The sequence below is a fragment of the Nocardia sp. NPDC049707 genome, from assembly GCF_040674855.1.
Lineage (GTDB): Bacteria > Actinomycetota > Actinomycetes > Mycobacteriales > Mycobacteriaceae > Nocardia.
In genome coordinates this window covers 118,960-141,771 of the sequence record NZ_JBFANN010000001.1, presented here as the reverse complement: position 1 = coordinate 141,771, position 22,812 = coordinate 118,960, and the positions used below count along the sequence as shown (strand labels likewise).

The following is a 22,812-nucleotide window of genomic DNA, read 5'->3' as shown; positions in this document are numbered from 1 at the left end:
AGCAGATCGGGTATCCCGAAGCCGATTTCGTAGGATGCTCCAGCTACCAGGTGGGGACCAGATCCCGGTGGATCGGTCCGTCGCTGGTGGTGAGCGGGCGGGTCGAGCCGCCGCGGCGCACCGCGATGATCTCGGCGGCGACCGATACCGCGGTCTCCTCCGCGGTCCGCGCACCGAGATCCAGCCCGATCGGCGAATGCAATTGGGCCAGTTCGGATTCCGTCACCCCGGCGGCGCGCAGCCCGGCCATGCGGTCCGCGTGCGTCCGGCGGGAACCCATCGCGCCCACATAGGCCACCGGCAGGCGCAGCGCCACCTCGAGCAGCGGAATATCGAATTTGGCGTCGTGGGTGAGCACACACAGCACGGTGCGCGAATCGACCTGTGTGCGTGCGAGATACCGGTGCGGCCACTGCACGACGACCTCGTCGGCGTCCGGAAAACGTGCACGCGTAGCGAATACCGGACGGGCATCGCAGACCGTGACGTGGTATCCGAGGAACCGGCCGATTCTGGTCACGGCAGCCGCGAAATCTATTGCGCCGAAGACGATCATGCGCGGCGGCGGTACATATGATTCCACGAAGACCGTGACAGCACCGGCGCCACAGCCGATCTCCCGCACACCGGTGGCGCCGGTATCGAGCACGGCCCTGGCCTCGGCCACGACCACCTCGTCGAAGCCGGCACCGACGGTCCACCAGGACCCTATCGCCATGGCCGCACCGGTTTCCAGGCTCCGTATCAGCGCCACCGCCTCGTCGGCACGCAGCATCGCCTCGATGGCGACCCGGTCCACCGCGGTGATCCGCTGGACGAAGACCTCGAGTTTGCCGCCGCAGGTCAGGCCGACCGCGAAGGCGTCATCATCGCTGTATCCGAAGGTCTCGCGCACGGGCTGCCCGGTGCGCAGCACCTCACGGCAGAGTTCGTAGACCGCGCCCTCGACACAGCCGCCTGAGATACTTCCGATGACAATGCCGTCGGCGTCGACCGCCAGCGCCGCGCCGGGCGGCCGAGGCGCGCTTCCGGTGACACCGATGATGGTGGCCACGGCGTAATCCTTGTCCGCCGCATGCCATTTCCGAAGTTCTACCGCAAGGTCACGCATGCTGCTATCCGCCCAAGAGTAGTTCGATGGCCGAGATGCCGAAGTAACCGGCGAAGACGAGGCTGAGCATCCCAACCAGCCAATGGATTTCCCGGAACTTGCCGCACGCCAGCTTGATCACCACGTACGCGATCAGGCCCGCGCCGACACCGTTGGTGATGGAGTAGGTGAACGGCATCACCACGATCGTCAGAAAGGCGGGCACCGCAATCTCGAGATCGTTCCAATCGATCTTGCGGGCCTGAGTCATCATCAGCGCACCGACGATCACCAGCGCCGGCGCGGCAGCCTGAATCGGCACGACGGCGGCAAGCGGGGTGAAGAAGACGGTGAAGCACAACAATCCGCCGGTCACCACGCTGGCCAGTCCGGTGCGGGCGCCCTCACCGACACCGGTCGCGGATTCGACGAACACGGTATTTCCGGCACCACCGCTGACACCGCCGATGACCTGGGAGATACCGTCGATGGTCAGGACCTTGCCGATGCCCGGCATGGTGCCCTTCTCATCGAGCAGTCCGGCCTCGTCACAGACTCCGAAAACCGCTCCCACAGCATCGAAGAACCCGGTCAGCACCAGGGTGAACAGCACCACCCCCGCGACCACCGCACCCGCCTCGGCGAATCCGCCGAAAAGGTCGATATGCAATGCCAACCCGAAGTCGGGTGCGGCGAAGAACCCCTTCGGCTTCTCCGGCACCACCGGGCCCCAGGTTTGCGGGTCGATCTTCGCCAGCGCGTTGACGATAATGGCGAGCACCGTCGAAATGGCGATGCTGATCAGAATCGCACCCGGCACCTTGCGAATGTACAAAGCCAGCATCGCCAGCAGGCCGACCGCGAAAACCACTACGGGCCAACCGGACAGGTGACCACCCGCCCCGAGGGTGACCGGCGGACCGGTCTGCGCGCCGTGCCCGACCACCCCGGCCGAGACCAGTCCGATCATCGCGATGAACATGCCGATCCCGACGCCGATCGCATTCTTGAGACCGAGCGGGATGGCATTGACGATCATCGTCCGCAGCCCGGTCATCGCCATCACCACGATGATCACACCCATCACCACGACCAGACCCATGGCCTGCGGCCAGGTCATATGCGGTGCCGCCTGGAAGGCAACCACCGAAACCAAACCCAGTCCGGCGGCGAGCGCCAACGGCACATTGCCCGCCACACCCATCAGGATGGTGCTGAGTCCCGCGGAGAACGCGGTGGTCGTGGTGAGTTGAGCGGTGCTCAACTTATCACCGTTGACATCCGCGACGCTGCTGAGAACCAGCGGCACCAAGATGATGATGTAGGCGATAGCTACGAAAGTCGTAATGCCGCCACGGATTTCGCGGGAAACGGTGGTTCGGCGTTCGCTCAGCCGGAAGAACCGGTCGAGCGCAGACCGTCCTGCTACCGGCTCTGCTGTCCTGGGCTTGCTCTGCGTGTGGGTCATTGGCGTGCCCTCCTCGGGCGTAGCCGGCCTACGGTCGGGTGCTCCTGTCCAGACCGCACGGTTCGGGTACTGCGGTTGTGGGTCTATCCGGGCCAACGGTTGGTTGGCCCGGCTGCCCTGTTGATCAACTGCTCCGGATAATGTCTTCCGGTCGCACCGGAACACGGTTGATGCGCACGTTTCCACCCCGTGATCGGCAGGCGTCACGGATCGCCGCGGCGATCGCGGGTGTCGAGGAGAGCGTGGGTGGCTCTCCGGCGCCGCGCAGCCCGTAGGGGGCGTGCGGATCGGCATTCTCGAGAATCTCCAGCCGCTGTGACGGCGTGTCGAGAATCGTCGGGATCAGGTAGTCGGTGAAGGACGGGTTGCGCACCTTACCGTCTTTTACCTGGATTTCCTCCATGACCGCCAGGCCGAGCCCCTGAACGGAGCCGCCGTGGATCTGGCCCTCCAGCGACAGGGGGTTCATGATCTTGCCCACGTCCTGGACCGCATCCAGGGAGACGACCTTGACCAGACCGAGGTCCGTGTCCACGTCCACCACCGCGCGGTGTACGCAGAGAGCCAGTTGGGTGTGGCTATTTCCTTGTCCCGTAACCGGATCCATCGGGCTGGTCGGCAGGTGGTGGTACTCGCGGGTCTCCTCGACAACCCCCTCATCCAGGACGTCGACAATCGCCGCGAGCACCTCCCCGGTGGGCGACACCACCTTGCCGCCGACCAGTCTCAGCCCCAGGGAGGCACCGAGTTTGGCCTGGGCCAAGGCGAGAACGCGCTCACGCACGGCTTCACAGGCCGCCTTCACCGCGCCACCGGTCATATAGGTCTGCCGGGAGGCGGATGAGGAACCCGCGTCGCCGACCTGGTTGTCGGCCGGGTGAATGGTGACCCGTTCGATACCGAGTTCGGTGCGCGCGATCTGCGCCTCGACCGTTACCAGCCCTTGGCCGACCTCGGCGGCGGCGGTGTGCACCAGCGCAACCGGTTCTCCCGCAATCACTTCCAGCCGCACCCGTGCCGTCGAATAGTCGTCGAAGCCCTCGGAGAAGCAGATGTTCTTGAGCCCGACCCCGTAGCCGACACCACGCACCACTCCCTCGCCGTGGGTGGTCTGTGATGCGCCGCCCGGTAGGTTCCGGATATCCGAGGCGTCCAGATCGGGTGGCATCGGCATATCCCGCAACTGCCCGAGCATTTCGGCCATCGGCGTCGGCGCGTGCAACACCTGACCGGTCGGCAGTTTGGAACCCTGTGACACGGCATTGATCTGACGCACGTGCACCGGATCGAGATCCAGCGCCTCGGCCACCTTGTCCATCATCGACTCGTGTGCGAAACAGGCCTGCACCGCACCGAATCCGCGCATCGCACCGCACGGCGGGTTGTTGGTGTATACGCCGTACGCGTCGATCTCGACATGCGGAATCTCGTACGGGCCCACGGCGAGTGAGGCTGCGTTAGCGGTGACATTCACCGTCGACGAGGTGTATGCGCCTCCGTCGAGGACGATGATGACCTTTGCGTAGGTGAGCTTTCCGGCGGCATCGGCACCATACTCGTAGAGCATCTTCGCGGGATGCCGGTGCACGTGCCCGAAGAACGATTCCTCGCGGTTGTACACCATCTTGATGGGCTTGCCGGTGTGCAGGGCCAGCATGCCCGCGTGGATCTGCATGGACAGGTCCTCGCGACCACCGAAGGCTCCCCCGACACCGGCCATGGTCATGCGGATCTGGTCGTCGTCCAGGCCGAGGCACGGGCCGATCTGGACCAGGTCATTGTGTATCCACTGGGTGGCGACATAGAAGTCGAGCCCGCCGTCCTCGGCCGGAATCACCAGGCCGGATTCAGGCCCGAGGAATGCCTGGTCCTGAATGCCCACCTCGTATTCCTCGGTGACCACCACGGTGGCCAGCGCACGGCCCGCGGTGATGTCGCCGAAGCGAACCGGCTGATGCCGGACGATGCCGCCGCGCTCCTGCACCTTCAGCCGCTTCGGAGCCGAGATCACCGCCATCGGATCGGTAATGGGTTCCAGTACCTCCCAATCGATGTCGATGGCGGCGAGGGCACGCCGGGCGATCTCGGGGTGGTCGGCGGCGACGAGGGCGATGGGCTCACCGTGGTGGCGCACCTCTCCGATGGCCAGAACCGGTTGATCCCTGGTGTGTTCGAGGCCGTACATCTTGCGCCCGGGCACATCTTCATGGGTGAGGACCGCATGCACTCCGGTCATGGCGAGCGCGGGCGCGATATCGATACTGCGGATAATCGCGCGCGGATGCGGGCTGCGCAGGGTCGCGCCCCACAGCATGCCGTCGATCCAGAGGTCCGACGAATAGGCGAATTCGCCCTTCACCTTGAGCGTGCCGTCAGGGCGCAGCGGGCTCTCGCCGATGCCGCCCTTGCCCGGTGCGGCAAACTGCTGCGGAAACCGGGTTGTTCGTGGGATGGTCATCGATCCTCCTGAGTTCGATGGAAGTTCCTGCGCCGACCGGGACGGCATAAATCGAGGGGGGAAGCCGAACGCCAGCGAAGTGTCGTCACGGCAATCAACGCATCAGCCGTTTCCGGGCCGCAACACCCGCTTGGGCGACGACATCCTGTGCGACGGTGAGCAATTCGTCGTTCGCGACGACGGTGCGCCCGCCGACGAGCAGCCAGGCCAGCGGCGGTGTCGGTCCGAAAACCAGGGAGCAGATCGGATCCTCGATCGCCGAGCGGAACCCGTCGACCCGCCAGATGGCGAGGTCGGCGAGTTTGCCGGGCTCGATACTGCCGATCTCGTTGTGGCGGCCCAGATTACGGGCACCGCCCAGGGTGCCGATCTCGAGCGCCTGGCGCGCGGTGAAGGCCGTCGGGCCGTTGATCGCGCGCTGGAACAGCATGGCCTGGCGCATTTCCCCGGCCAGCGACGTCAGTTCGCTCGAGGCCGCACCGTCCACACCGAGGCCGACCGGCGCACCGGCGGCCACCAGATCGCTGATGCGGGCGATACCCGCACCGAGCCGGGCATTCGAGCTGGGGCAATGTGCGGAGCCGCTCCCGGTCGCGGCGAAGCGCCGGATATCGGCGTCGTGCAGGTGCACCGCGTGCGCGAACCAGACGTCCTCGCCGAGCCAACCCAGCTTTTCCATATATTCGACCGGGGTGCAGCTCATCTGCTCGATGCAGTGCTCTTCCTCGTCGAGCGTTTCGGCGAGATGGGTATGCAGCCGAACACCTTTGGCGCGGGCCAGCGTCGCCGAATCGATCATGAGCCCCTCGCTCACCGAGAACGGCGAGCAGGGCGCGACGGCGACCCGCAGCATCGAATCGAACGACGGATCGTGGTACTTATCGATGACTTCGGCAGTGTGGGAAAGGATTTCGTCGCGACTCTCGACCACCTCATCCGGCGGCAGACCGCCGTCCCGCTGTCCACGGTCCATGGAACCGCGGCACGGGTGGAAACGTAGGCCGATCTCACCCGCCGCGCGCACCTCGGCCTCGAACAGGTCGCCGCGCCCTTTCGGGAAGATGTAGTGGTGGTCGCTGCTGGTGGTGCAGCCGGTCAGCGCCAGCCAGCCCAGGCCGGCGGCAGCCGCACCGTACACGACATCCGCATCCATGCGCGCCCAGGTGCGGTAGAGGCCGGTCAGCCATTCGAACAGGGTGGAATCCTGGAACAGGCCCTGGCTCGCCCACTGGAAGAGGTGGTGATGGGTGTTTACCAGGCCCGGGGTCACCAAACAGCCGGTGCCGTCGATCGTTTCGGCGCCGGGCACGATCGGTGCCGGTCCCGCGCCGAGGGCTTCGATGCGGCCATCGGAGATGACGACATATCCGGACGCGATCTCGGCACCGACCACCGGGGCGATGTAGGCATTGTCAACGACAGTCTTACGCCCGTCCGTGACCCGACCACCACCGCTCCCGGAATCGCTACGCGAGGCTGTACTCATCCGCCGGCTTTCCGTGCCGCGGCCAACCGCACCGCGTCGAGGATCTTCTCGTATCCCGTACAGCGGCAGAGGTTTCCGGCGAGCGCCTCGCGAATCTCCACGTCGGAGGGATCGGGATTGCGTTCGATGAGATCGTGCGCCTGCACGATGAGACCCGGTGTGCAGAAACCGCATTGGACCGCACCGGCCTCGACGAACGCCTGCTGCATCGGATCGAGCTTCGCGCCCTCGGCCAGGCCCTCGACGGTACGCACCGAGCGATCCTGCACCTGGCCCGCGGCCACGAGGCAGGAACACACCGGCGTGCCGTCCAAATAGACTGTGCACGAACCACATTCGCCTTGTTCACAGGCGTTCTTGGCACCGGGCAGGCCCATGCGCTCACGCAGCATGTAGAGCAGGCTCTCGCCCTCCCACACATCGTCGACGGACTCTTGCGAGCCATTCACATCGAAGGTCACACGCATCAGGCTGCCCTCCTGCTTTCTGCCAGGTAGTCCGTCCAGGCCCAGGACAGGGTGCGGCGGGCCAGCACCCTCAGGGCATGTTTGCGGTACTCCGCGGTGCCGCGCACGTCATCGATCGGCTTGGCGGCGGCCGAGACCAGTTCACCGAATTCGCGGACGACATCGGACGGCAACGGGGCCGGGTCATCCCAGTTCAGCGCATCGGCGAGGAACTGCTCGGCCGGTTCGGCGCGCAGCGGCGTCGGTCCGGCGGATCCGATGCCGGTGCCGACCGTGCGGGTCTCGGGGTGCAATGCGATCGAGAACGCGCAGACCGCGATCACCATGGCATTGCGGGTGCCGACCTTGGCGAAGTACTGCGGTCCGCTCGCGGGCTCGAGCCAGATGGCGCGGATCAGTTCGTCGGGCTCCAGGGCGTTGCGCTTCACCCAGACATAGAAGTCGTCGATCGGGATCAGGCGGGTGCCGCGCGCGGCCGATTCCACCTCGATCACCGCGTTGCCAGCCAGCAGCGCGGGATGGGCGTCACCGGCCGGGGACGCGCCACCGAGATTGCCGCCGACCGTGCCGCGATTGCGGATCTGTGGCGAACCGACGGTACGCGAAGCCTGGGCCAGACCGGGCAACTGGCGGCCGAGCCGGTTGATGATGCGCACGTACGGAACGCCCGCGCCGATCCGGATCCGGCCGTTGGGCTCGGTGGAGTAATCGAACAGGTCGCGACAGCGGTTCAGATCGAGCAATGCCGTCGGACGGCCGTGGTCGAAGTTTATTTCGACCATGACATCGGTGCCGCCCTGGATGGGTTTGGCCTCCGGGTTGGCGGCCTTGAGCGCCAGCGCCTCGGCCCAGGTATCGGGTCGTAGGAAATCCATCGTCACTCCCAAGCCGGTCCGGACGTGGGGGCATCCTCGCTGAGTATGGTGCCCTCGATCAGGCCATAGGGGCGGTCGGCGGCGTAGAACACTTCATTGTCGTTCTCCAGTCCACAGCTGGACAGGTCGACGGCGAAGTGGTGCTTATTCGGCAGCGACAGTCGGACCTCGCAGACCTCGGGCACCGCGGCGATCACCCGGTCGCCCATGGCGTAGAGCGTCTGCTGCAGCGAGTAGCTGTAGGTATCGGCGAATGCCTCGAGCAGGGCGCCGCGGACCTCGCGGTAGGCCTTGTCCCAGTCCCCCGGTTCGCTCGCGAAACGCCACTCCGCATTGACTTCGGTGGCCAGTACGCGATCGTAGGCCTCCTGCAGCGTTGTGTACTTGTCCTTGATGTAGCCGTGGAATTCCGAACCGGTCGAGTTGAGTACGACCAGCCCCGTCAAACCCGAAACCACCCAGGCGTTTTCGCCGTCGTAGTGCACCCGCGCAGTCCGAGTTTCCTGGCCGGAGCGCACGAACGAATACTGCTTGTCGCCGGCGCCGACCACGATGCGTTCCCAGGCGTACTCCTCCAGCGAGACCCGCGCGTGGTGGATGGTCGACTGGGAATCGACGAAATGCCGTGCCAGCACAAGACCGAACGCTTCCGGCGAGGTGATGCCGTGTTCCTTGGCGAAGGCGAAGACGGTGTTCTTCTGGGTGTCGGTCGGCAGGACCGTCGCGTTGTCGCCGGTCAGGTGGACCTCTTCCATATCCCCGGATAACGACACACCGACGTTCAGATCCCGGATCTCATGGACGCCACCGGTTTTCGTTACCCGGACGACACGGTTTTCTGCTTTGCCGTACCTATTCGGCCCAAGCTTGATCGACATTGTTCAGCTACCTCGGTAGGTTGAGTAGGAATAGGGACTGAGTAACAGCGGCACGTGGTAGTGCTCGGCTGGGTCGGTGACACGGAAGTCGATGGTCACCGACGGGAAGAACGGACTGAGTTCACCGGTTTCGAAAATCAGCCGGTGGATACCGATTTCGGGCGCGGGCAGATCCTTGATGCGCCCGTCGTCATCGGTGCGACGCTCGGCAAGCACGCTGCCGTCGGCCTTTTCCAGCCGCACCGGCAGCCCCGCCGCCGGGCGACCGGATGCCGCATCCAGCACATGGGTGGACAGACTCACCTGTCCTCCAACAGCTTTCGGATTCGCAGCCGGGTGATATCGGCGAGTTCGCGTTGGGTCGCGATGCGCTCGCCCTCGGCGGTATTCGCCAGACGCCTGCGCAGTTCGGCGCGGATCTGGTCGGCGGAGCGCCCTGCGGCGCGGATCAGGAAGACGTGTCCGAACCGCTGTTCGTAGGCCCGATTGCCCGCCGCGATGTCATCGAGGGTCTTGGGGTTGGCTCCCGAGGTCCCCGACTGCTCACCGGCGGACCACTTGGCCTCGCGCTCGTTCGTGCCAGCCTTCGCGCGGTCGCCGATGCGCGGATGCGCCGACAGCGCCTCCTCGACATCGGGCCAACCGAGCTCCCGCACCCCGGCGACCGCGGCGGCCGTCAGGCTCATGCTGTCCACGTAGGGCCGGTGCGCCGCCACCTTCTGCGCCCAGACGCGTGAGGCGCAGCAGGTCAGCAGTTCCGCCTCGGCCTGGTCCGGAGGCAGTGCGTTGAGCCATCCGATCTCACCGGACATCCGATCTCCCATCGAGCTTGTTTTGCGATGTCGTAAGTACACCCGCCGTTCATCAGCGCTGCTAGGAACCAGAAATCTGAAGTGTGCGACAGTTCACATGCGCAGGTTTGTGCAAATATCCAATGTGGGCTCTGGGCTAGCTCAGGATTGGCTGTTAGCCTCGGCAAGTGTGCGACTCAGATCACTTCTCACCATGGATCTCGGTCTCGAGTTCGTCACCGGCGAGGAAGAACTCGACCGATTCGTGCGCTGGGCAGTAACCACCGACATGCTCGATCCGAGTCGTTTTCTCTCCGGCGGTGAGCTGGTGCTGACCGGGTTGTATTGGCATCGCACCCCCGAGGACAGCGAGACCTTCGTACGGGCGCTGGCGCGGGCCGGAGTCGCCGGACTCGCCACAGGTGATGCCCGCTACGGCAGCGCGCCGCCCGATATCGTCGAGGCCTGTGAGCGGCATCGGATGCCGCTGTTCCGGGTCAGTGCGGATGTCTCTTTCGCCCAGATCGTCGAGACGTTGACGCGCAATCTGTCCACCGGGCGCGCCGCCGATCTGACCGCCATCCTCGATCGCCACCGCCAACTGGTTTCGGGTACCGGACTGAGCTCGGTGCTGGAGCTGATCGAACGCGATCTGGGGATGCGTTGCTGGGTCGTTGCGTCCACCGGGCGCGTGGTGGCCGGACCCGCCGCACTACCGCCGGTCGAGGTCACGGCCGCGTTCCTGAACGCGCGGCGCCTCCCCCATGTGCTGGTCCACAACAAGGCTCGCTACTCGCTGTTCGCCGTCGACGAGCACGGCACTTCTCGCGCCGCCGACTGGTTTCTGGTCTTCGACGGCGACCACAAGGACTGGCCGGAAGAACGCCGCGCCCTGACCGGCGAACTCGCCGCCGTCGTATCCCTCGAACGCGCTCGCCTCGACGATCGCCAGAGCGTCGAGGGCCGCCTGGCTCAGGAACTCGTCGAACTGATCGTCTCCGATGCCAAACCCGCCGAGATCATTTCCCGTCTCGCACTGACCGGCCTCGGCCCCGCCGAGACCTATATCGCGGTGGCCGCCGGTGCAGATGCCTTGCGCCCCGGTGAATTACGTGTCCTGCTGCGCGAAATTCTGTACGGCAAAAGGCCGGCCGCGGGTGTGGTCGACGACGAAGCCATCGCATTGATTCCCGCTGAAGACTCGATAATCAGCGAAATCCACCGCGCCGTAACCGCTTTGGAGCCCGGCCTGCGGGGCGCTCACCTCTCGATCGGGATCAGCGGCATCGTCGACGGCGAAGGTCTGCGCGGTGCTGTGGAAGAAGCCCGTTACGCCCGCCGCCTGGCCGCCGATCGCCCCACCCCGACCAGCGTCGTCGGCCACGACGAACTGGCCACCCATATGCTCCTGCTGGCCAGCGTTCCCGACGAAGTTCGGCGCATGTTCCGCCTGCGCCTGCTCGACCCGTTGAGCAGCTACGACCAGGAGAATCGCGCCGACCTCGTGCACACCTTGGAGACCTTCCTCCAAGTGTCCGGCTCGTGGACCAAATGCGCTGAGCTACTTCACGTTCACGTGAATACCCTGCGCTATCGCATCCAGCGCATCGAAGAACTCACCGGCCGCGATCTGTCCCGCCTCGAAGACCGGGTCGACTTCTTCCTCGCCCTGGCCCTACGTTGAAGGAACCCATGAACAGTACGGATCTCTACATCCCGACCCGACTCGGTACCTTGCACGTCGTCACAACCGGGCACGGCGATCCGCTCGTGCTGTGGCCGAGCCTGCTCATGGACGCCGGTCTCTGGGACCCTCAGGTCGCCCACTTCGCCGAGAACTACCTGACCATCGCGGTGGACCCACCCGGCCACGGAAAATCCGGTCCACTCACCCACGGCTTCACCTTCGACGACTGCGCGGGCTGTGTGGTCGACATCCTCGACCACCTCGAACTACCGCGGACCCACTTCATCGGAAACTCCTGGGGCGCGATGATCGGTGGCACCTTCGCCGCTGCATTTCCGGACCGCGTCCGATCCGCCATCCTGATGAACGGCACGGCCTCACCGGCCCCGGCCGGTCAGAAATTGCAGTACATGGCGCTGCTGGGCATCATCGGTATTCTGCGCGGTATCCGCCCGCCGCTCACCCGATCGGTGGTGCGTGCTTTCCTTGGACCGACAACCGAACGCACGCGCCCCGATGTCGTGCGCCGAGTCGTCGATACCGCCCGCCGCAACGACCCGAAATCGGTCGTGCACGCGGTCCGATCCGTGGTCATCGAGCGCCAGGACCAACGCGACCGCTTCGCCGCGATCACCTGCCCCACCCTGGTCGTCGGCGGTCGCGAGGATCGCACCTTTCCGGTACCCGAACTCGAGTCCATGGCGCGCAGCATTCCCGGCGCGGAGCTGACGGTTATCGAGAATGCCGCACACCTCGCCGCCGCCGAAGTTCCCGATGTCGTCAACCAACTGGTCGAAACCTTCTTGACCGACCGCGCCGAAGCGCGCTGACTCGGGATTTGCCCGCGCCGGGCTCGCGTATTGCCGTGGGATCAGCCGAAGGCGGACCCTGCGGTCATGCCGCCGTCGACGGCGTACTCTGCACCATTGCAGAAGCTCGACTCGGTACCGGCCGGGAAAACGACCAGACTCGTCACCTCCTCGGGCAAGCCCAAGCGGCCCAAGGTGTTCTCGTTCCGATCGACGTCCACCGCTTTCCTCCGTAGTGAATATGTGCCGCGCCCATTCCGCGCGCACCACCGCTGACGACGCTCACGCCCGCGCCTCCGGCACGGTGGCGTCGACCGGCGGCGTTTCGGCGATCACCGGGCTGTCGAGCCGGTACAGGCACTTGGTTCCGGTGTAAATGGTCGGCATGCATTCGTTGCAGTGGATACACGCGGACCGGGTGGCTACCTCGGATTCGATGCGGTGCAACAGATTCGGTTCACGCAGCAGCGCACGGGCCATGGCGACGAATTCGAAGCCCTCGGTCCTGGCGAGCCGCATGGTGTCCAGATTCGTAATGCCACCCAACAGGATCAGCGGCATCGACAACTCCCGCCGGAAGTGGCGGGCCCGCTCCAAGAGGTATGCCTCCTGATACGGGTACTCCTTCAAGAATGAGCGGCCGACCACGCGAAAGCCCCAACGTGCCGGTGCCGGAAGCACTTTCGCGAACGATTTGCGCGGCGCGGTGCCGTGGAACAGCAGCATCGGATTCAATAGCGAACTGCCCGCGGTCAATTCGAGAGCATCCAGTGCGCCGTCGGCTTCCAGCCAAGCCGCCACTCGCAGCGACTCCGCGACCGTCAGACCGCCCCGGACGCCGTCCTCCATGTTCAGTTTCGCGGTCACCGCCAGCCGGTCACCCACGGCTTCCTTGACGGCAAGGGCGATTTCGCGCGCCAACCGCGCTCGATTCTCGGTCGAACCACCGTAGCGATCGGTGCGCCGGTTGAGCAGTGGGCTGAGGAACGAACTCGTCAAATAGTTGTGCCCGAAGTGGATCTCGACCGCATCGAACCCCGATTCCTCGGCCAGCCGCGCGGCCGTGGCATGCGCCGCGACGAGTTCGCCGATCTCGTGCTCTCTGGGCACCTTCATCGGTTTCATGCCCAGCGGACTGAACATACGGCTCGGCGCGAGGGCGGGGTAACGGTTGGAGGCCGCATTGGCGACCGGACCCGCATGTCCGATCTGCGCGCTGACCGCCGCGCCCTCGGCGTGTACGGCAGCGGTCAGCCGCCGCAGACCCGGGACCGCCTCCTGGCGCATCCAGATCTGATGCCGGTCGGTGCGCCCGCCCGGCGCCACCGCACAGTAGGCGACGGTCGTCATACCGACGCCGCCGGCCGCCACTTCGCGGTGGAAGGCAATCAGATCATCGGTGACCAGGGCATCCGGGGTGCGTCCCTCGAATGTCGCCGCCTTGATCACGCGATTGCGCAGAGTGATCGGCCCGAGCCGTGCCGGTGTGAATATGTCTGTCATTTCAGTTCTTTCGACGGGGCGGTCAGACCGGCCACCACGAACTCCCGCAATGCGGCGATCGCCGCCTGCGACATCCCCCGGTCCTGCGATCCGGTTCCGCCGAATCGCATGATGATCAGATCGAAGGCCAGGGCCCAGCGCCGACGGCTTTCGGCCTCGGTCAGCTCGGGTAGCAATTCCACCCAGGACGCCATGCGGAACCACCGCTGATTCCACAGCATCGGATGCCCGCCGAGGACGAACTGCGCCAGCAGCCGTAAGTGCAAGCGACCCACCGGATCATCGGCCAACGTGACGAACGGTTCCAGCACCACGTCCACCACGTCGGCCACCGAACCGCGCGCACCCGTCACCACTGACAACCGGTCGGCCCACAGCGGCCCGAGTCGGTCCTCGAGCATCGCCGTGACCAGCGCCTCCTTTGACCCGAAGTGATAATGCACCGCGGCCGGGTTGGCCCCGGCCGCGGCACAGATCGCCCGCACGGAAACTTCGTCATAGCGCTCGGTCAGCAATAACCGCTCGGCCGCGGCGAGCAGACGACCCCGCGTATCCGACGAAAGCTTCTCTGTCATGAACGTAGCCAACCACATCTCAATCGGTATTTCAATCATTGATTGAATCAGTGGAACAGGTCCGGTCGATTCCGCGCCCCGCTATGCCGATCATCGGAAGACACGTCGAGAACTGGCCATTGGATTAGGCGAGTCGCCACGCTTGCGTTCATCCACCCGGCGGCGAACCATTAGCTGTGCGGTGGCCGCGTTCGCGGGCCGTGCGGTCCAAGCGCCCTCGGTGGACCACGATGCGTCAGCCTCGCAACACAGCGGAGTGACCCCTCCGCACTAGGAGGACTCGATGTTCATCCAAGTTATTCAAGGAAAGGTTGCCGACGCCGATCGGCTGCGTCGCTGCATGGATCGGTGGACCAAGGACTTGCAGCCGGGAGCCACCGGCTATCTCGGGATGACGAGCGGGTTGTGCAATGACGGGACGTTCATCGCATTGACGAGGTTCGAATCCGAGGAGGCGGCTCGGCGCAATAGCGATCGTCCGGAGCAGGGCGCGTGGTGGGCCGAGACCGAGCAGTGCTTCGACGGACCGGTGACATTCATGGACTGCCCCGAGGTAACGCAGTGGCTGGGCGGTGGCTCGGATCAGGCCGGGTTCGTCCAGGTCATGGAGGGCCACACCCGCAATCCGCGCCGCATGCGCGAACTGCTCGCCGAAGGCACCGAGCGCATCCACGAACTGCGTCCCGAAATTCTCGGCGGCACCTTGGCGACCTACGGCAGCGACGGTTACGTAGAGGCCGTCTACTTCACCTCCGAAGCCGAGGCCCGCGCCCACGAAAAGCTGGAGATCCCAGACGATCTACGCGCCCTGTTCGACGAGGAAAGCGAACTCATGGGCGAAGTCGAATTCTTCGACCTACACGAACCGATGCTGGTCTCCCCCCGCCGCTGACCGAAGCAACCCGATCCGCGGCTCCAGGTCGGCAGCGATAAGCCGCAAGCGGTCGAGAAGTTCGCCGCGACCTGTTCGGCTGGGGTTACGCCGCCGACCCGAATGCCTACACCTACGACCTGGTCAGCTATCCCGCGAGCGAAGCACCCAGCGGCGGCATCTCGCGTACCACCGACGCGTCGGCCGATCACGCGACCTTCTCCGCACTCGTCCAGGATGCCGCGGCCACGGTCGCGAAGCCGAACGACTTGGCGCAACGATCCCGGCGAGGACGGCCTCGTTTTCGCGCACATCCTCGACAACTTCGCGTCTTCTGCCCACCGCGCAGTCGTCATCCGACGGGACCTCGGCCACTCGCCGGGGTCCCTCGCTCGGCTCGAACATGTTGCGGGAAGCCAACATAAGGCCATATTTCGAGTCCATCGCAATTCGGCAGCTATCCGATTTATCGAGTGGATTGCTGCCGAATGCGCGGGCTAGCCTCGAAGTCCGGTGCGCTGCGCTATCGGATGCTGACGACCATCAGTCACGGTTGAACTCGAGAATCGAGGATCCCGATGAGTATTTCCCTGGTCATCGCGCCGGACTTCATATGATCCGCGCACGTTGCTCGGCGGCCCTGGGGGCCGTAATCCTCGCACTGGCACTCGGCGGATGCGCCGGTTCGTTCGACGAGTATCCGGAGGACGCCAGGGTGGCGGTCGAACGGTTCACCGAACTGTTGAACAAGCGGGACGCGGATAACGCCGCGAAGTTGACCGCCCAACCGGGCAGTGCCGTGGTGTCGCTGCGACAGGTATTCGACGGACTGAGCAAGGGTGCCCCGGACTTCCATTTGACCCAATTCATCCCATTGGGCAAGGGGGAAGGAATCTTCGCCCTGCAGGGCGGTTGGAAATTCGGACCCGATCGACAATGGACCTACGATGCGCAGGGCACGGTGCGAAAGCTGGCGACCGGCTGGCGCATCTCCTGGGACCCGACCATCGTGGTGCCGAAATTGGATAACAGCAGCACGGTCCACTTGGTAAAGGCCTACGCGCCGCCGACACCCGTGGTGAAGGACGGCCTCGGACACACACTGATGACCGAGCAGATCATCGATGTGGTCCGGCTCGATCCCACCCGCATCAGCGATCCGGTCGCCACCACCAACGCGCTGGCCAAGGCCATCGAACCGATTGCCCCGGTGATCACGGGTGAGTCCCTGCGCGCGCAACTCGCCGCCGCCCAAGGTAAGCCAGTGGTCGCGGTGAATCTGCGGCAGGACGACTTCGCGGTTCTCGAACCGGATATCGCGCCGATTCCGGGGGTGGTGACGCAGGCGCAGCCACGGCTGATCGCCGCCGACCGGCGCATCCAATCACCCATGCTCGACGCGCTGCGCACGGCGTGGCAGGAGAACCGGGACCGGACCGCGGGCTGGGCGGTGCAGCTCTCGGGACTCGACGGGCATCCGATAGCCAACCTCGCCGGACAGCTGGGCGCACCGGCACCGGATGTGTCCGCGACCCTGGATCCGCACTGGCAACGCGCTGCCCAGGATGCGGTCAACTACGTCGGGAATCCAACGGCCGTGGTCGTCATCCGCACCGCGACCGGAGCCGTAGTCGCCGCCGCCGACAACAATGCGGCCAGCGCGAACGAATCGATGGCCTTCGCCGGACTCGCCCCGATCGGCGGCACGTCCGAACTACTGCGCACGGCCGCGGCGAACATCGCACACAAACCGCCGCAGAACGTATCCCTCGACGAGATCACCCAGGCCGCCCGCATGTTCGGCCTCGGCGTCGATTTCGAGCTGAATGGTCTGGACAAGGCGAGTTCGCGGATCCCGGCGCCGGGCACCGATGAGGTCCGAGGCGGCGGCCGGACAAATGACATCCAGGCCAGCCCCTACGGCATGGCGATCTTCACCGCCGCGATTGCCAATGGGCGCATAACCCCGCCGATGATCGAGGTCGGTCGCCCGGCGACGACTTCCGCCGCGTCGACACCCTTGCCCACCAAGGCGGTCGACCAGCTCCGTGGCCTGATCGGCGGCGGCGGATATATCACCACCACGGGCGGGCAGGGCTGGCTGCTGGCGAATACCGGCGAGTTGACCTTCGCGCTCCATGTCGAGAACCCGGACAGCCGCGAGACCCTGATTCAGGCAGCCAAACGCATTTTCCATCCGGAGCCCGATAGCTGACCGACGGCTCACAGCCAACGCCCATCGTGTCCTGAGCTCGGCCGTTGTTCCGCACGGCCCCCTGATTGAATGAGCAGAGCAGAGCCGGACATGGACGGGTTCGGGCTGTTGCGGCGGCTGCGCGCGGGCAGGGTCGCCGCGCCGATGCTGTTGCTGTCCGCGCGCGATGAGGTCGACGACAAACGCACCGGACTGCTGCGCCGGCCAGCTCACCGAGTCGGCACGAGTTGCGCCGCAGGCGGTTCGAGCCTGGGCCTTTCGTGCCACATCGGTGCCATCGCGCCGAAGATGTCGCGAACCTCGGCGCACACCTGGATGAGTCGATCCACCTGCATATCGGTGAGACCGGCATGCAGCGAGAAGCGGATGAGCGCGCGCTCGGGCGCGGTGACCGGCCAGCAGAGGACCGAACCGAAAACGCCGCGGGCCTCCAGAAAGTCGCGGATCGCGATCGTGCGCTCATCCGGACCGGTCTGCAGCGCGACGATATGACTGGCCGAACCCTCCAGGTCGAATTCCAATGCCATCAGCGCACGGCGCACGACAGCGGAGATCTCGCGCAGCCGGACCCGCCGCCAATCGTCGACGCGAACCACCTCGAGCGTCGCGGCCAGACCGGCGATATCGTGCGGCAGCAGCGTCGCGGAGAAGACGGCGGGATCGGATTCCATCTTGAAGTAGTCGACGAAGTCGATACTGTTCGCGGCGATGAATCCGGCGCGTCCCGCGAAAGCCGTTGCAAGGCTGGCGATTCGGAACGGCACGCGGTCGGTGAGGCCGAGCGCGACCACCATGCCCGCGCCGTACGGCCCGTCGGTGCCGAGCGAATGCGATTCGTCGACCACCAGCACACTGCCGGTTTCGTCGGCGACATCGCAGATCTGGGTCAGCGGAGAGCGGCTCCCGTTGGTGCCATAGATCGAATCCACCGCGATGATGCCGGGGCCGTGTCGACGAATCTCCTCGCGCAGATGGCCCGGAAAATTGTGCCGGAACGAATATACCGGCGCACCAGCGGTTTTCGCGCCGTGCCAGAACGACATATGGGCAATGTGATCGACATAGACCGGCGTATGCACGTCGGCGATCGACTGGAGCAATCCGGCATTCGCATCCCAGCCCGACTGACACAGAATTCCGGCCGCCGCCCGCATATGTTCGGCAAGCGTCCGCTCCAGCGCGATCTGCGGATGGTCCGGGCCGTGCAGGAAGACGCCCGACGGCGGCGCTCCCCCGCTCGCGTTCTGCAACGCCGCGCACATCGCACCGATGATATACGGCTCGCGAGCGAGCGCGAGATGGTCGTTACTGGTCAGCACGATGTCACCCGACCTCGGTTTGCGACCGTGCAGAATATGCCGTCCGCCCCATGCGACCGCGATGCGTTCGGTATGGAATCGGTTGACGCGAAGGAATATGCGGTCGGCGACCGACATCGTCATCTGAACTCCTTTCACTGCAATCAGTTACTACAGAGCACACACCGAGCAGATTGAATCATTCCCCATCGCGACATGCGCAGGATTCACCGACTCGACGCGAGTGTCGCGCTAACAGAGCCGACAGCGACAACGGGCCCGATGGTCGGGTGCGGGGTACTGGTGGTCGAGGACGAGCGGTTGCTGGCCGACGCGACAGCCTATGGGCTGCGGCGACATGCGATGGCGGTCGATGTGCTGTACGACGGCGCGGATGTGCTGGAGCGAGTCGGGTGAACGACTATGACGTCGTCGTGTAGCACTCGCGCGGCGGACCGGTGCTGGTGGCGGATCGCTGGTTCCCGTCCAGTCGCACATGCTCTCGGTGTGGAAACATCAATCGCGCACTGACGCTAGCGGATCGGGTGTTCACCGGCGACCCGGTCGATTCATACCGCCAGCCTTCAACCTCAACCATGGTTCATGTCAACTCCGACCGCGCTACATTCCCCAGATGACCGATTCCCCGCACCTGCGTCCCGCCCAACCCGAGGATGCCGAATCCATCGCGGCCATCTGGTACGAGGGCTGGCGCGACGCCCACCTCGGCAATGTCCCCGACGAACTCATCGCCGTCCGCCCACCGGACTCCTTCGGTACGCGCGCTGCCCAACGCATCGACGACACCGTCGTCGCGATCATCGACAACGAGGTAGCCGGTTTCGTCATGACCCTCGATGACGAGGTCGACCAGGTCTACCTGTCCCGCCACCACCGCGGCACCGGAGTCGCCACCCCTCTACTCGCCGCCGCCGAACATCGCATAGGCGCGCAAGGGCATTCCCGAGCCTGGTTGGCCGTAGTTCCGGGCAACACCCGAGCCCGCGCCTTCTATGCCCGCAACGGATGGATCGATGAGGGCTTGTTCAGTCACCAGGCCCCGGGCCCCAACGGCCCAGTACCAGTTCCCGCCCACCGTTACGTCAAACAGATCGCCATTTCGCCGAAAAGCTAGGTGAGCCGGTGTTTTCCCGCCAGATTCGCGAGCCGAGGCAGGAATTGCCCGCCCTTGACGGTTTCCCGTCGAACTAGTGGTGCATAGATTCGCCGACACGCCTGTCGGCTGCGGTGATCGACTCACTGGTTTTCGATCGACCATCTACCCGACGACGTCATCGAGGACCGGGTGTCGGCACAGCCTCTGGCGACCGAGCCGTCCGCAGTAGCCGCAACTGGCCGATCTCAGTGGCGTTCTTCATCAGTTCGGCATTCACCCACGCGATGGTGTGGGCGATGGATTTGTCGGGGTCGTTCTGCCATGGAAGCACGGTTGGCGCATCGAGATCGACATTCTGGTCCAGGATCTGCAACCAGTCCCTGTGCAGGCCGCGCAGCCAGTCGATGGTCGCTGGCCCTGGTCCCGGCCAGGTGATCTCGGTGCGGTCCGGTGGAGTGCGGCCCCGCAGGTGATCGATGGTGACGCTCCACCACCATCCGATATGCCAGCTGATCCAACCGATGGTGGGCACGGGGATCGGATCGGGCTCGGAGTCCGCCCAGTCCGGCACCCAGACGCCGGTCTCGTCCTGGCGCACTGTCCACGTCAAACCTGCCGGCTCCCACAAGAAGTCGCCCGGCTCCAGTCGCTCGAGATGAAATTCGAACAACGACCAGACCAGTTCGAACTGCCAGCGCAGCAGAGCGGAACGCGACGCAACCATGCACGACAGCCTGCTCGGCCGCACTGATTGCGACAACTGATTTATCCCGACTCAGCCGAACACACCGGCGCGCGCCGCCGCCATCGCCACTGCGGCGGCCGCGTCGGCGGTGCTGTCGTCCACCGACTCACGGGTGATCAGCGCGCGAAAATATATCGGTGCCACAAGGGTTTTGATCAGCTCGGCGGGGTTTGTGCCAGCAGCAAGCTCACCGCGTTCGACGGCGCGCGTCACGACCGGCAGCGCCTTGCGGATGCGGTCGCGGAAAGCATGTCGGGTGGAGGCGGGTGGCGCCGGCTGTCCGGTGGCATTGGCCAGCATGACAGCGAGGACCGCCCGGCCGGACGGGCTGCTGATCCATGCGACAAGACTGCGCGCCAGCGCGCGAAGGTCGTCCTCGATCGAACCCGTATCGGGGATGGGGATTTCCGCGGCAACGCTGTCGGCCAGCGCATCGGCGATCAGGTCATCCCGGTCGGGCCAGCGCCGATAGACGGTGGTCTTGTGTACACCGGCGCGCTGGGCGACGTTGTCGACGGTGAACGCGGCGTACCCGTGCTCGCTCAGCTCGTCGACGGCCGCGGCGAGCACGGCAGCGCGAACCTTCGGTCCCCGTCCGAGGGGTGCGACAGAACTCATTGCAACTCCTTGTTGCGATATCGACGTGCAGAGGGCACGCTGACAATATCGCAACTCGATGTTGCGATATCTGAGATGGGAGTTCCGATGCTGTCGAAATCCGTCCGCGCCGCGGCGCTGCTGTTCCCCGGTCTGCTCGCCGGGGCGTTCGGATACGGGGCGGTGAACGTGCTGTACGCGTTTCGCGAAGTGCCCCTTGATGTTCGATTCACCTTCCATACCGCGCTGATGCGGGTCAACGGCCCGGTGATGCAGGCGCTGATGGGGCTCGCCGTCCTGAGCACACTGATCCTGGCAACGCGGTCGAAGTCCTGGCCCCGCTGGATCGCGGCGAGTGCCTCAGCGCTGACATTCCTCTCGTTCCTGGTGACCCGGTTCGGGAATGTGCCGATCAACCAGCAGATCAAGCGCTGGGCCGTGGGCACCCCGCCCAGCGACTATGCCGATATCCTGCGGCGTTGGGAACTATTCCATTTCACCCGGACCGGTTGCGCACTGCTCGCCTTCCTCTTGGTGATCGCAGTCGTCGTCGGATCCACCCGGTCACACGACGACACCCGAGCCCCCCGCCCTGCCGCCTACAACCCCTCGGCCGAGATCCCCGCAACGGCCCGGTGAACGTGCTCCGCCCCTCGGTATTGCCCTGTTAGGCTCAAGGCCAGCAGCCAGTTCGTTCGGAAGGTTTTGATGAATTTGCTTACCTCCTACCGCTTTTCAGCCATCGTCGCGATCTCATGCCTGGGTGCGGCAGCACTCGTCGGCGCGCCCGGAGCAATCGCCGCGCCAGGCTCGTCATCGGAAAAACTGTGCACGATCACCTATCCAACGCCCGACGACTTCTCCGTCACGGCATCGAGTGAGGTATTCGTCGAGCCGAACAACAACGGATCGATCACGCTGACCATGCACACTGATGCGAAGTCCGAGACTCCCTACGACCAGATATTCCGCGTCACCTGGTCGAATCTCGATACTGGCAAGAACGGTCAAGCCGAGACCACAGCGCGTGTCCAGGGCTCCGACAACGTGCTGACCATTCCCGATATGAAGACCGAGCCAGGCCGGGTCCCGCTCACACTCGCAGCTGCCAACCACGGATCGGGCCAGAACTACACCAACGGCGACTGCACCGTCGAATACAAGGCCAGCTAGCCCAACTCCGGGCCCAGCCAACGTAATTCGATGTCTACCGCGTCGCTTCGGCTGCGCGGTAACGCCATCTCCCTCGTCGACGCGGGTGTGTTGAAACACCCGGAGACCAGGAAACCGAGAATCATTGCTGAGGTATTACGTCGGAGGTAATCGACGGGGCACATCGGTGCTGGCACGGTGGCAGGCATGAACGATCTCGGGACGACCACCACTCGCACCGTCGTCGAGGAGTTGCTGCGCCGGATCGGTGCGGGCGATCCGGACGCCACCGCCGCGCTCTACGCCCCGGTCAGCGACTGGAAACTGAATTGGCCGGACAACGAGCACAACCGATCCGCCACCCCGTGGATCCGGCACCGCGCCACGCGCGCCGACGCGGCCGAACACTACCGCGAAATCGCTCGCCACCACTTACCCAAACGGGTGGGCACCGTGATCGAACGCATCCTGGTCGACGGCCCGGATGCGGTGGTACTGGGCGAAATCCGCCAGACCGCCCGCGCCACCGGACGCGCCTATCGTTCCCGTTTCGCGCTACACCTCACCATCGAAAACGGCCTCATCACCCGTCATCACGTCTACGAGGACAGCCTCGCCGTCGCCCAGGCATTCGAAACACAGGCACCTGAGCACGATCAAAGCGGTTCGAACGCACCGCAATAGCAATCTCGCAGTTGCCGGCCGGGCCGACGTGCGGAGCCTTCCCGGT

Annotated in this window: 23 protein-coding genes and 2 pseudogenes; 10 read left to right on the top strand and 15 right to left on the bottom strand. The window is 65.2% G+C overall.

The genetic code is table 11. The annotated features are described in order from the left end of the window. Positions 1-43: 43 nt before the first annotated feature. The 9 genes from AB0J29_RS00675 to uraD all read right to left on the bottom strand — a co-directional run bounded on the left by AB0J29_RS00675 (position 44) and on the right by uraD (position 9,534). Entirely contained in the window at positions 44-1,111 is a 1,068-nt protein-coding gene (locus AB0J29_RS00675) for an XdhC family protein (protein WP_364777056.1), read from the bottom strand. Between the two features lie 4 nt (positions 1,112-1,115). After that, positions 1,116-2,558 (bottom strand): NCS2 family permease, encoded by a 1,443-nt coding sequence (locus tag AB0J29_RS00670; protein WP_364777054.1) that lies wholly within the window; start codon positions 2,556-2,558, stop codon positions 1,116-1,118. 124 nt (positions 2,559-2,682) lie between these two features. Then, positions 2,683-5,016, bottom strand: coding sequence for a molybdopterin cofactor-binding domain-containing protein (locus AB0J29_RS00665; RefSeq protein ID WP_364777052.1), 2,334 nt, complete (start codon positions 5,014-5,016; stop codon positions 2,683-2,685). 94 nt (positions 5,017-5,110) lie between these two features. After that, a complete protein-coding gene (locus AB0J29_RS00660; RefSeq protein ID WP_364777050.1) occupies positions 5,111-6,502 on the bottom strand; it encodes an 8-oxoguanine deaminase in 1,392 nt (463 codons plus the stop codon). Continuing rightward, the gene (locus tag AB0J29_RS00655) at positions 6,499-6,969 is read right to left on the bottom strand and encodes a (2Fe-2S)-binding protein (protein WP_364777048.1); all 471 of its coding nucleotides are present in this window, start codon (positions 6,967-6,969) and stop codon (positions 6,499-6,501) included. The genes AB0J29_RS00660 and AB0J29_RS00655 overlap by 4 nt, the downstream gene beginning before the upstream one ends. After that, positions 6,969-7,844, bottom strand: a complete 876-nt coding sequence (locus AB0J29_RS00650) for an FAD binding domain-containing protein (protein WP_364777046.1) — start codon at positions 7,842-7,844, stop codon at positions 6,969-6,971. The genes AB0J29_RS00655 and AB0J29_RS00650 overlap by 1 nt, the downstream gene beginning before the upstream one ends. A 2-nt stretch (positions 7,845-7,846) precedes the next feature. Beyond that, positions 7,847-8,722, bottom strand: a complete 876-nt coding sequence (pucL, locus tag AB0J29_RS00645) for a factor-independent urate hydroxylase (RefSeq protein ID WP_364777044.1) — start codon at positions 8,720-8,722, stop codon at positions 7,847-7,849. Positions 8,723-8,725: 3 nt separating this feature from the next. Next, positions 8,726-9,025: a hydroxyisourate hydrolase gene (gene uraH / locus AB0J29_RS00640; protein WP_364777042.1), complete on the bottom strand. Its 300-nt coding sequence runs from the start codon at positions 9,023-9,025 to the stop codon at positions 8,726-8,728. Further along, positions 9,022-9,534 carry a 2-oxo-4-hydroxy-4-carboxy-5-ureidoimidazoline decarboxylase gene (gene uraD / locus AB0J29_RS00635; RefSeq protein WP_364777040.1) on the bottom strand — a complete coding sequence of 171 codons (513 nt, stop codon included), beginning with the start codon at positions 9,532-9,534 and terminating at the stop codon, positions 9,022-9,024. The genes uraH and uraD overlap by 4 nt, the downstream gene beginning before the upstream one ends. A 169-nt stretch (positions 9,535-9,703) precedes the next feature. Between uraD and AB0J29_RS00630 the strand changes: the two genes are divergently transcribed. Further along, on the top strand, positions 9,704-11,197 hold the full coding sequence (locus AB0J29_RS00630; RefSeq protein WP_364777038.1) for a PucR family transcriptional regulator ligand-binding domain-containing protein: 1,494 nt from the start codon (positions 9,704-9,706) through the stop codon (positions 11,195-11,197). An 8-nt stretch (positions 11,198-11,205) separates the two neighbouring features. Then, positions 11,206-12,030, top strand: coding sequence for an alpha/beta fold hydrolase (locus AB0J29_RS00625; RefSeq protein WP_364777036.1), 825 nt, complete (start codon positions 11,206-11,208; stop codon positions 12,028-12,030). Between the two features lie 41 nt (positions 12,031-12,071). Here AB0J29_RS00625 and AB0J29_RS00620 read toward each other — a convergent pair whose 3' ends face one another. The 3 genes from AB0J29_RS00620 to AB0J29_RS00610 all read right to left on the bottom strand — a co-directional run bounded on the left by AB0J29_RS00620 (position 12,072) and on the right by AB0J29_RS00610 (position 14,087). After that, a complete protein-coding gene (locus AB0J29_RS00620) occupies positions 12,072-12,230 on the bottom strand; it encodes an SDR family oxidoreductase (protein WP_364777034.1) in 159 nt (52 codons plus the stop codon). Positions 12,231-12,291: 61 nt separating this feature from the next. Then, positions 12,292-13,512, bottom strand: coding sequence for an NADH:flavin oxidoreductase (locus tag AB0J29_RS00615; protein ID WP_364777032.1), 1,221 nt, complete (start codon positions 13,510-13,512; stop codon positions 12,292-12,294). Continuing rightward, positions 13,509-14,087 (bottom strand): TetR/AcrR family transcriptional regulator, encoded by a 579-nt coding sequence (locus tag AB0J29_RS00610; protein ID WP_364777030.1) that lies wholly within the window; start codon positions 14,085-14,087, stop codon positions 13,509-13,511. The genes AB0J29_RS00615 and AB0J29_RS00610 overlap by 4 nt, the downstream gene beginning before the upstream one ends. A gap of 283 nt (positions 14,088-14,370) precedes the next feature. On the opposite strand from AB0J29_RS00610, the gene AB0J29_RS00605 reads away from it, so the two are divergent. The 3 genes and pseudogenes from AB0J29_RS00605 to AB0J29_RS00595 all read left to right on the top strand — a co-directional run. After that, complete coding sequence (locus AB0J29_RS00605; protein ID WP_364777028.1) at positions 14,371-14,979, top strand: hypothetical protein; 609 nt, start codon at positions 14,371-14,373, stop codon at positions 14,977-14,979. Positions 14,980-15,571: 592 nt separating this feature from the next. Next, entirely contained in the window at positions 15,572-17,173 is a 1,602-nt protein-coding gene (locus AB0J29_RS00600; protein WP_364777026.1) for an NTF2-like N-terminal transpeptidase domain-containing protein, read from the top strand. An 84-nt stretch (positions 17,174-17,257) separates the two neighbouring features. Beyond that, a pseudogene (locus AB0J29_RS00595) lies at positions 17,258-17,368 on the top strand (DNA-binding response regulator); the annotation flags it as partial. A gap of 14 nt (positions 17,369-17,382) precedes the next feature. Here AB0J29_RS00595 and cqsA read toward each other — a convergent pair. Beyond that, on the bottom strand, positions 17,383-18,615 hold the full coding sequence (gene cqsA, locus AB0J29_RS00590) for an alpha-hydroxyketone-type quorum-sensing autoinducer synthase (RefSeq protein WP_364777024.1): 1,233 nt from the start codon (positions 18,613-18,615) through the stop codon (positions 17,383-17,385). A 138-nt stretch (positions 18,616-18,753) separates the two neighbouring features. Between cqsA and AB0J29_RS00585 the strand changes: the two are divergent. Then, positions 18,754-18,908, top strand: a pseudogene (locus AB0J29_RS00585) (response regulator transcription factor); the annotation flags it as partial. A gap of 197 nt (positions 18,909-19,105) precedes the next feature. Then, positions 19,106-19,606, top strand: a complete 501-nt coding sequence (locus AB0J29_RS00580; RefSeq protein WP_364777022.1) for a GNAT family N-acetyltransferase — start codon at positions 19,106-19,108, stop codon at positions 19,604-19,606. Positions 19,607-19,763: 157 nt separating this feature from the next. Here AB0J29_RS00580 and AB0J29_RS00575 read toward each other — a convergent pair whose 3' ends face one another. Then, positions 19,764-20,312, bottom strand: a complete 549-nt coding sequence (locus AB0J29_RS00575; RefSeq protein WP_364777020.1) for a DinB family protein — start codon at positions 20,310-20,312, stop codon at positions 19,764-19,766. Between the two features lie 51 nt (positions 20,313-20,363). Beyond that, on the bottom strand, positions 20,364-20,951 hold the full coding sequence (locus tag AB0J29_RS00570) for a TetR/AcrR family transcriptional regulator (RefSeq protein ID WP_364777018.1): 588 nt from the start codon (positions 20,949-20,951) through the stop codon (positions 20,364-20,366). 87 nt (positions 20,952-21,038) lie between these two features. On the opposite strand from AB0J29_RS00570, the gene AB0J29_RS00565 reads away from it, so the two are divergent. The 3 genes from AB0J29_RS00565 (at position 21,039) to AB0J29_RS00555 (ending at position 22,766) form a co-directional block, all read left to right on the top strand. Continuing rightward, positions 21,039-21,569 (top strand): DUF1772 domain-containing protein, encoded by a 531-nt coding sequence (locus tag AB0J29_RS00565; RefSeq protein WP_364777016.1) that lies wholly within the window; start codon positions 21,039-21,041, stop codon positions 21,567-21,569. A gap of 69 nt (positions 21,570-21,638) precedes the next feature. Then, positions 21,639-22,103 (top strand): hypothetical protein, encoded by a 465-nt coding sequence (locus AB0J29_RS00560; protein WP_364777014.1) that lies wholly within the window; start codon positions 21,639-21,641, stop codon positions 22,101-22,103. Positions 22,104-22,289: 186 nt separating this feature from the next. Next, entirely contained in the window at positions 22,290-22,766 is a 477-nt protein-coding gene (locus AB0J29_RS00555) for a nuclear transport factor 2 family protein (RefSeq protein WP_364777012.1), read from the top strand. Positions 22,767-22,812: the final 46 nt, after the last annotated feature.

Coding starts and splice junctions, on each gene's coding strand:
- AB0J29_RS00575 (WP_364777020.1), bottom strand. CDS start 20,312: ATGGTTGCGTCGCGTTCCGCTCTGCTGCGCTGGCAGTTCGAACTGGTC.
- pucL (WP_364777044.1), bottom strand. CDS start 8,722: ATGTCGATCAAGCTTGGGCCGAATAGGTACGGCAAAGCAGAAAACCGT.
- AB0J29_RS00665 (WP_364777052.1), bottom strand. CDS start 5,016: ATGACCATCCCACGAACAACCCGGTTTCCGCAGCAGTTTGCCGCACCG.
- AB0J29_RS00610 (WP_364777030.1), bottom strand. CDS start 14,087: ATGACAGAGAAGCTTTCGTCGGATACGCGGGGTCGTCTGCTCGCCGCG.
- AB0J29_RS00650 (WP_364777046.1), bottom strand. CDS start 7,844: ATGGATTTCCTACGACCCGATACCTGGGCCGAGGCGCTGGCGCTCAAG.
- cqsA (WP_364777024.1), bottom strand. CDS start 18,615: ATGACGATGTCGGTCGCCGACCGCATATTCCTTCGCGTCAACCGATTC.
- AB0J29_RS00565 (WP_364777016.1), top strand. CDS start 21,039: ATGCTGTCGAAATCCGTCCGCGCCGCGGCGCTGCTGTTCCCCGGTCTG.
- AB0J29_RS00655 (WP_364777048.1), bottom strand. CDS start 6,969: ATGCGTGTGACCTTCGATGTGAATGGCTCGCAAGAGTCCGTCGACGAT.
- AB0J29_RS00660 (WP_364777050.1), bottom strand. CDS start 6,502: ATGAGTACAGCCTCGCGTAGCGATTCCGGGAGCGGTGGTGGTCGGGTC.
- AB0J29_RS00625 (WP_364777036.1), top strand. CDS start 11,206: ATGAACAGTACGGATCTCTACATCCCGACCCGACTCGGTACCTTGCAC.
- AB0J29_RS00675 (WP_364777056.1), bottom strand. CDS start 1,111: ATGCGTGACCTTGCGGTAGAACTTCGGAAATGGCATGCGGCGGACAAG.
- AB0J29_RS00570 (WP_364777018.1), bottom strand. CDS start 20,951: ATGAGTTCTGTCGCACCCCTCGGACGGGGACCGAAGGTTCGCGCTGCC.
- AB0J29_RS00615 (WP_364777032.1), bottom strand. CDS start 13,512: ATGACAGACATATTCACACCGGCACGGCTCGGGCCGATCACTCTGCGC.
- AB0J29_RS00560 (WP_364777014.1), top strand. CDS start 21,639: ATGAATTTGCTTACCTCCTACCGCTTTTCAGCCATCGTCGCGATCTCA.
- uraD (WP_364777040.1), bottom strand. CDS start 9,534: ATGTCCGGTGAGATCGGATGGCTCAACGCACTGCCTCCGGACCAGGCC.
- AB0J29_RS00605 (WP_364777028.1), top strand. CDS start 14,371: ATGTTCATCCAAGTTATTCAAGGAAAGGTTGCCGACGCCGATCGGCTG.
- AB0J29_RS00600 (WP_364777026.1), top strand. CDS start 15,572: ATGATCCGCGCACGTTGCTCGGCGGCCCTGGGGGCCGTAATCCTCGCA.
- AB0J29_RS00555 (WP_364777012.1), top strand. CDS start 22,290: ATGAACGATCTCGGGACGACCACCACTCGCACCGTCGTCGAGGAGTTG.
- AB0J29_RS00670 (WP_364777054.1), bottom strand. CDS start 2,558: ATGACCCACACGCAGAGCAAGCCCAGGACAGCAGAGCCGGTAGCAGGA.
- AB0J29_RS00580 (WP_364777022.1), top strand. CDS start 19,106: ATGACCGATTCCCCGCACCTGCGTCCCGCCCAACCCGAGGATGCCGAA.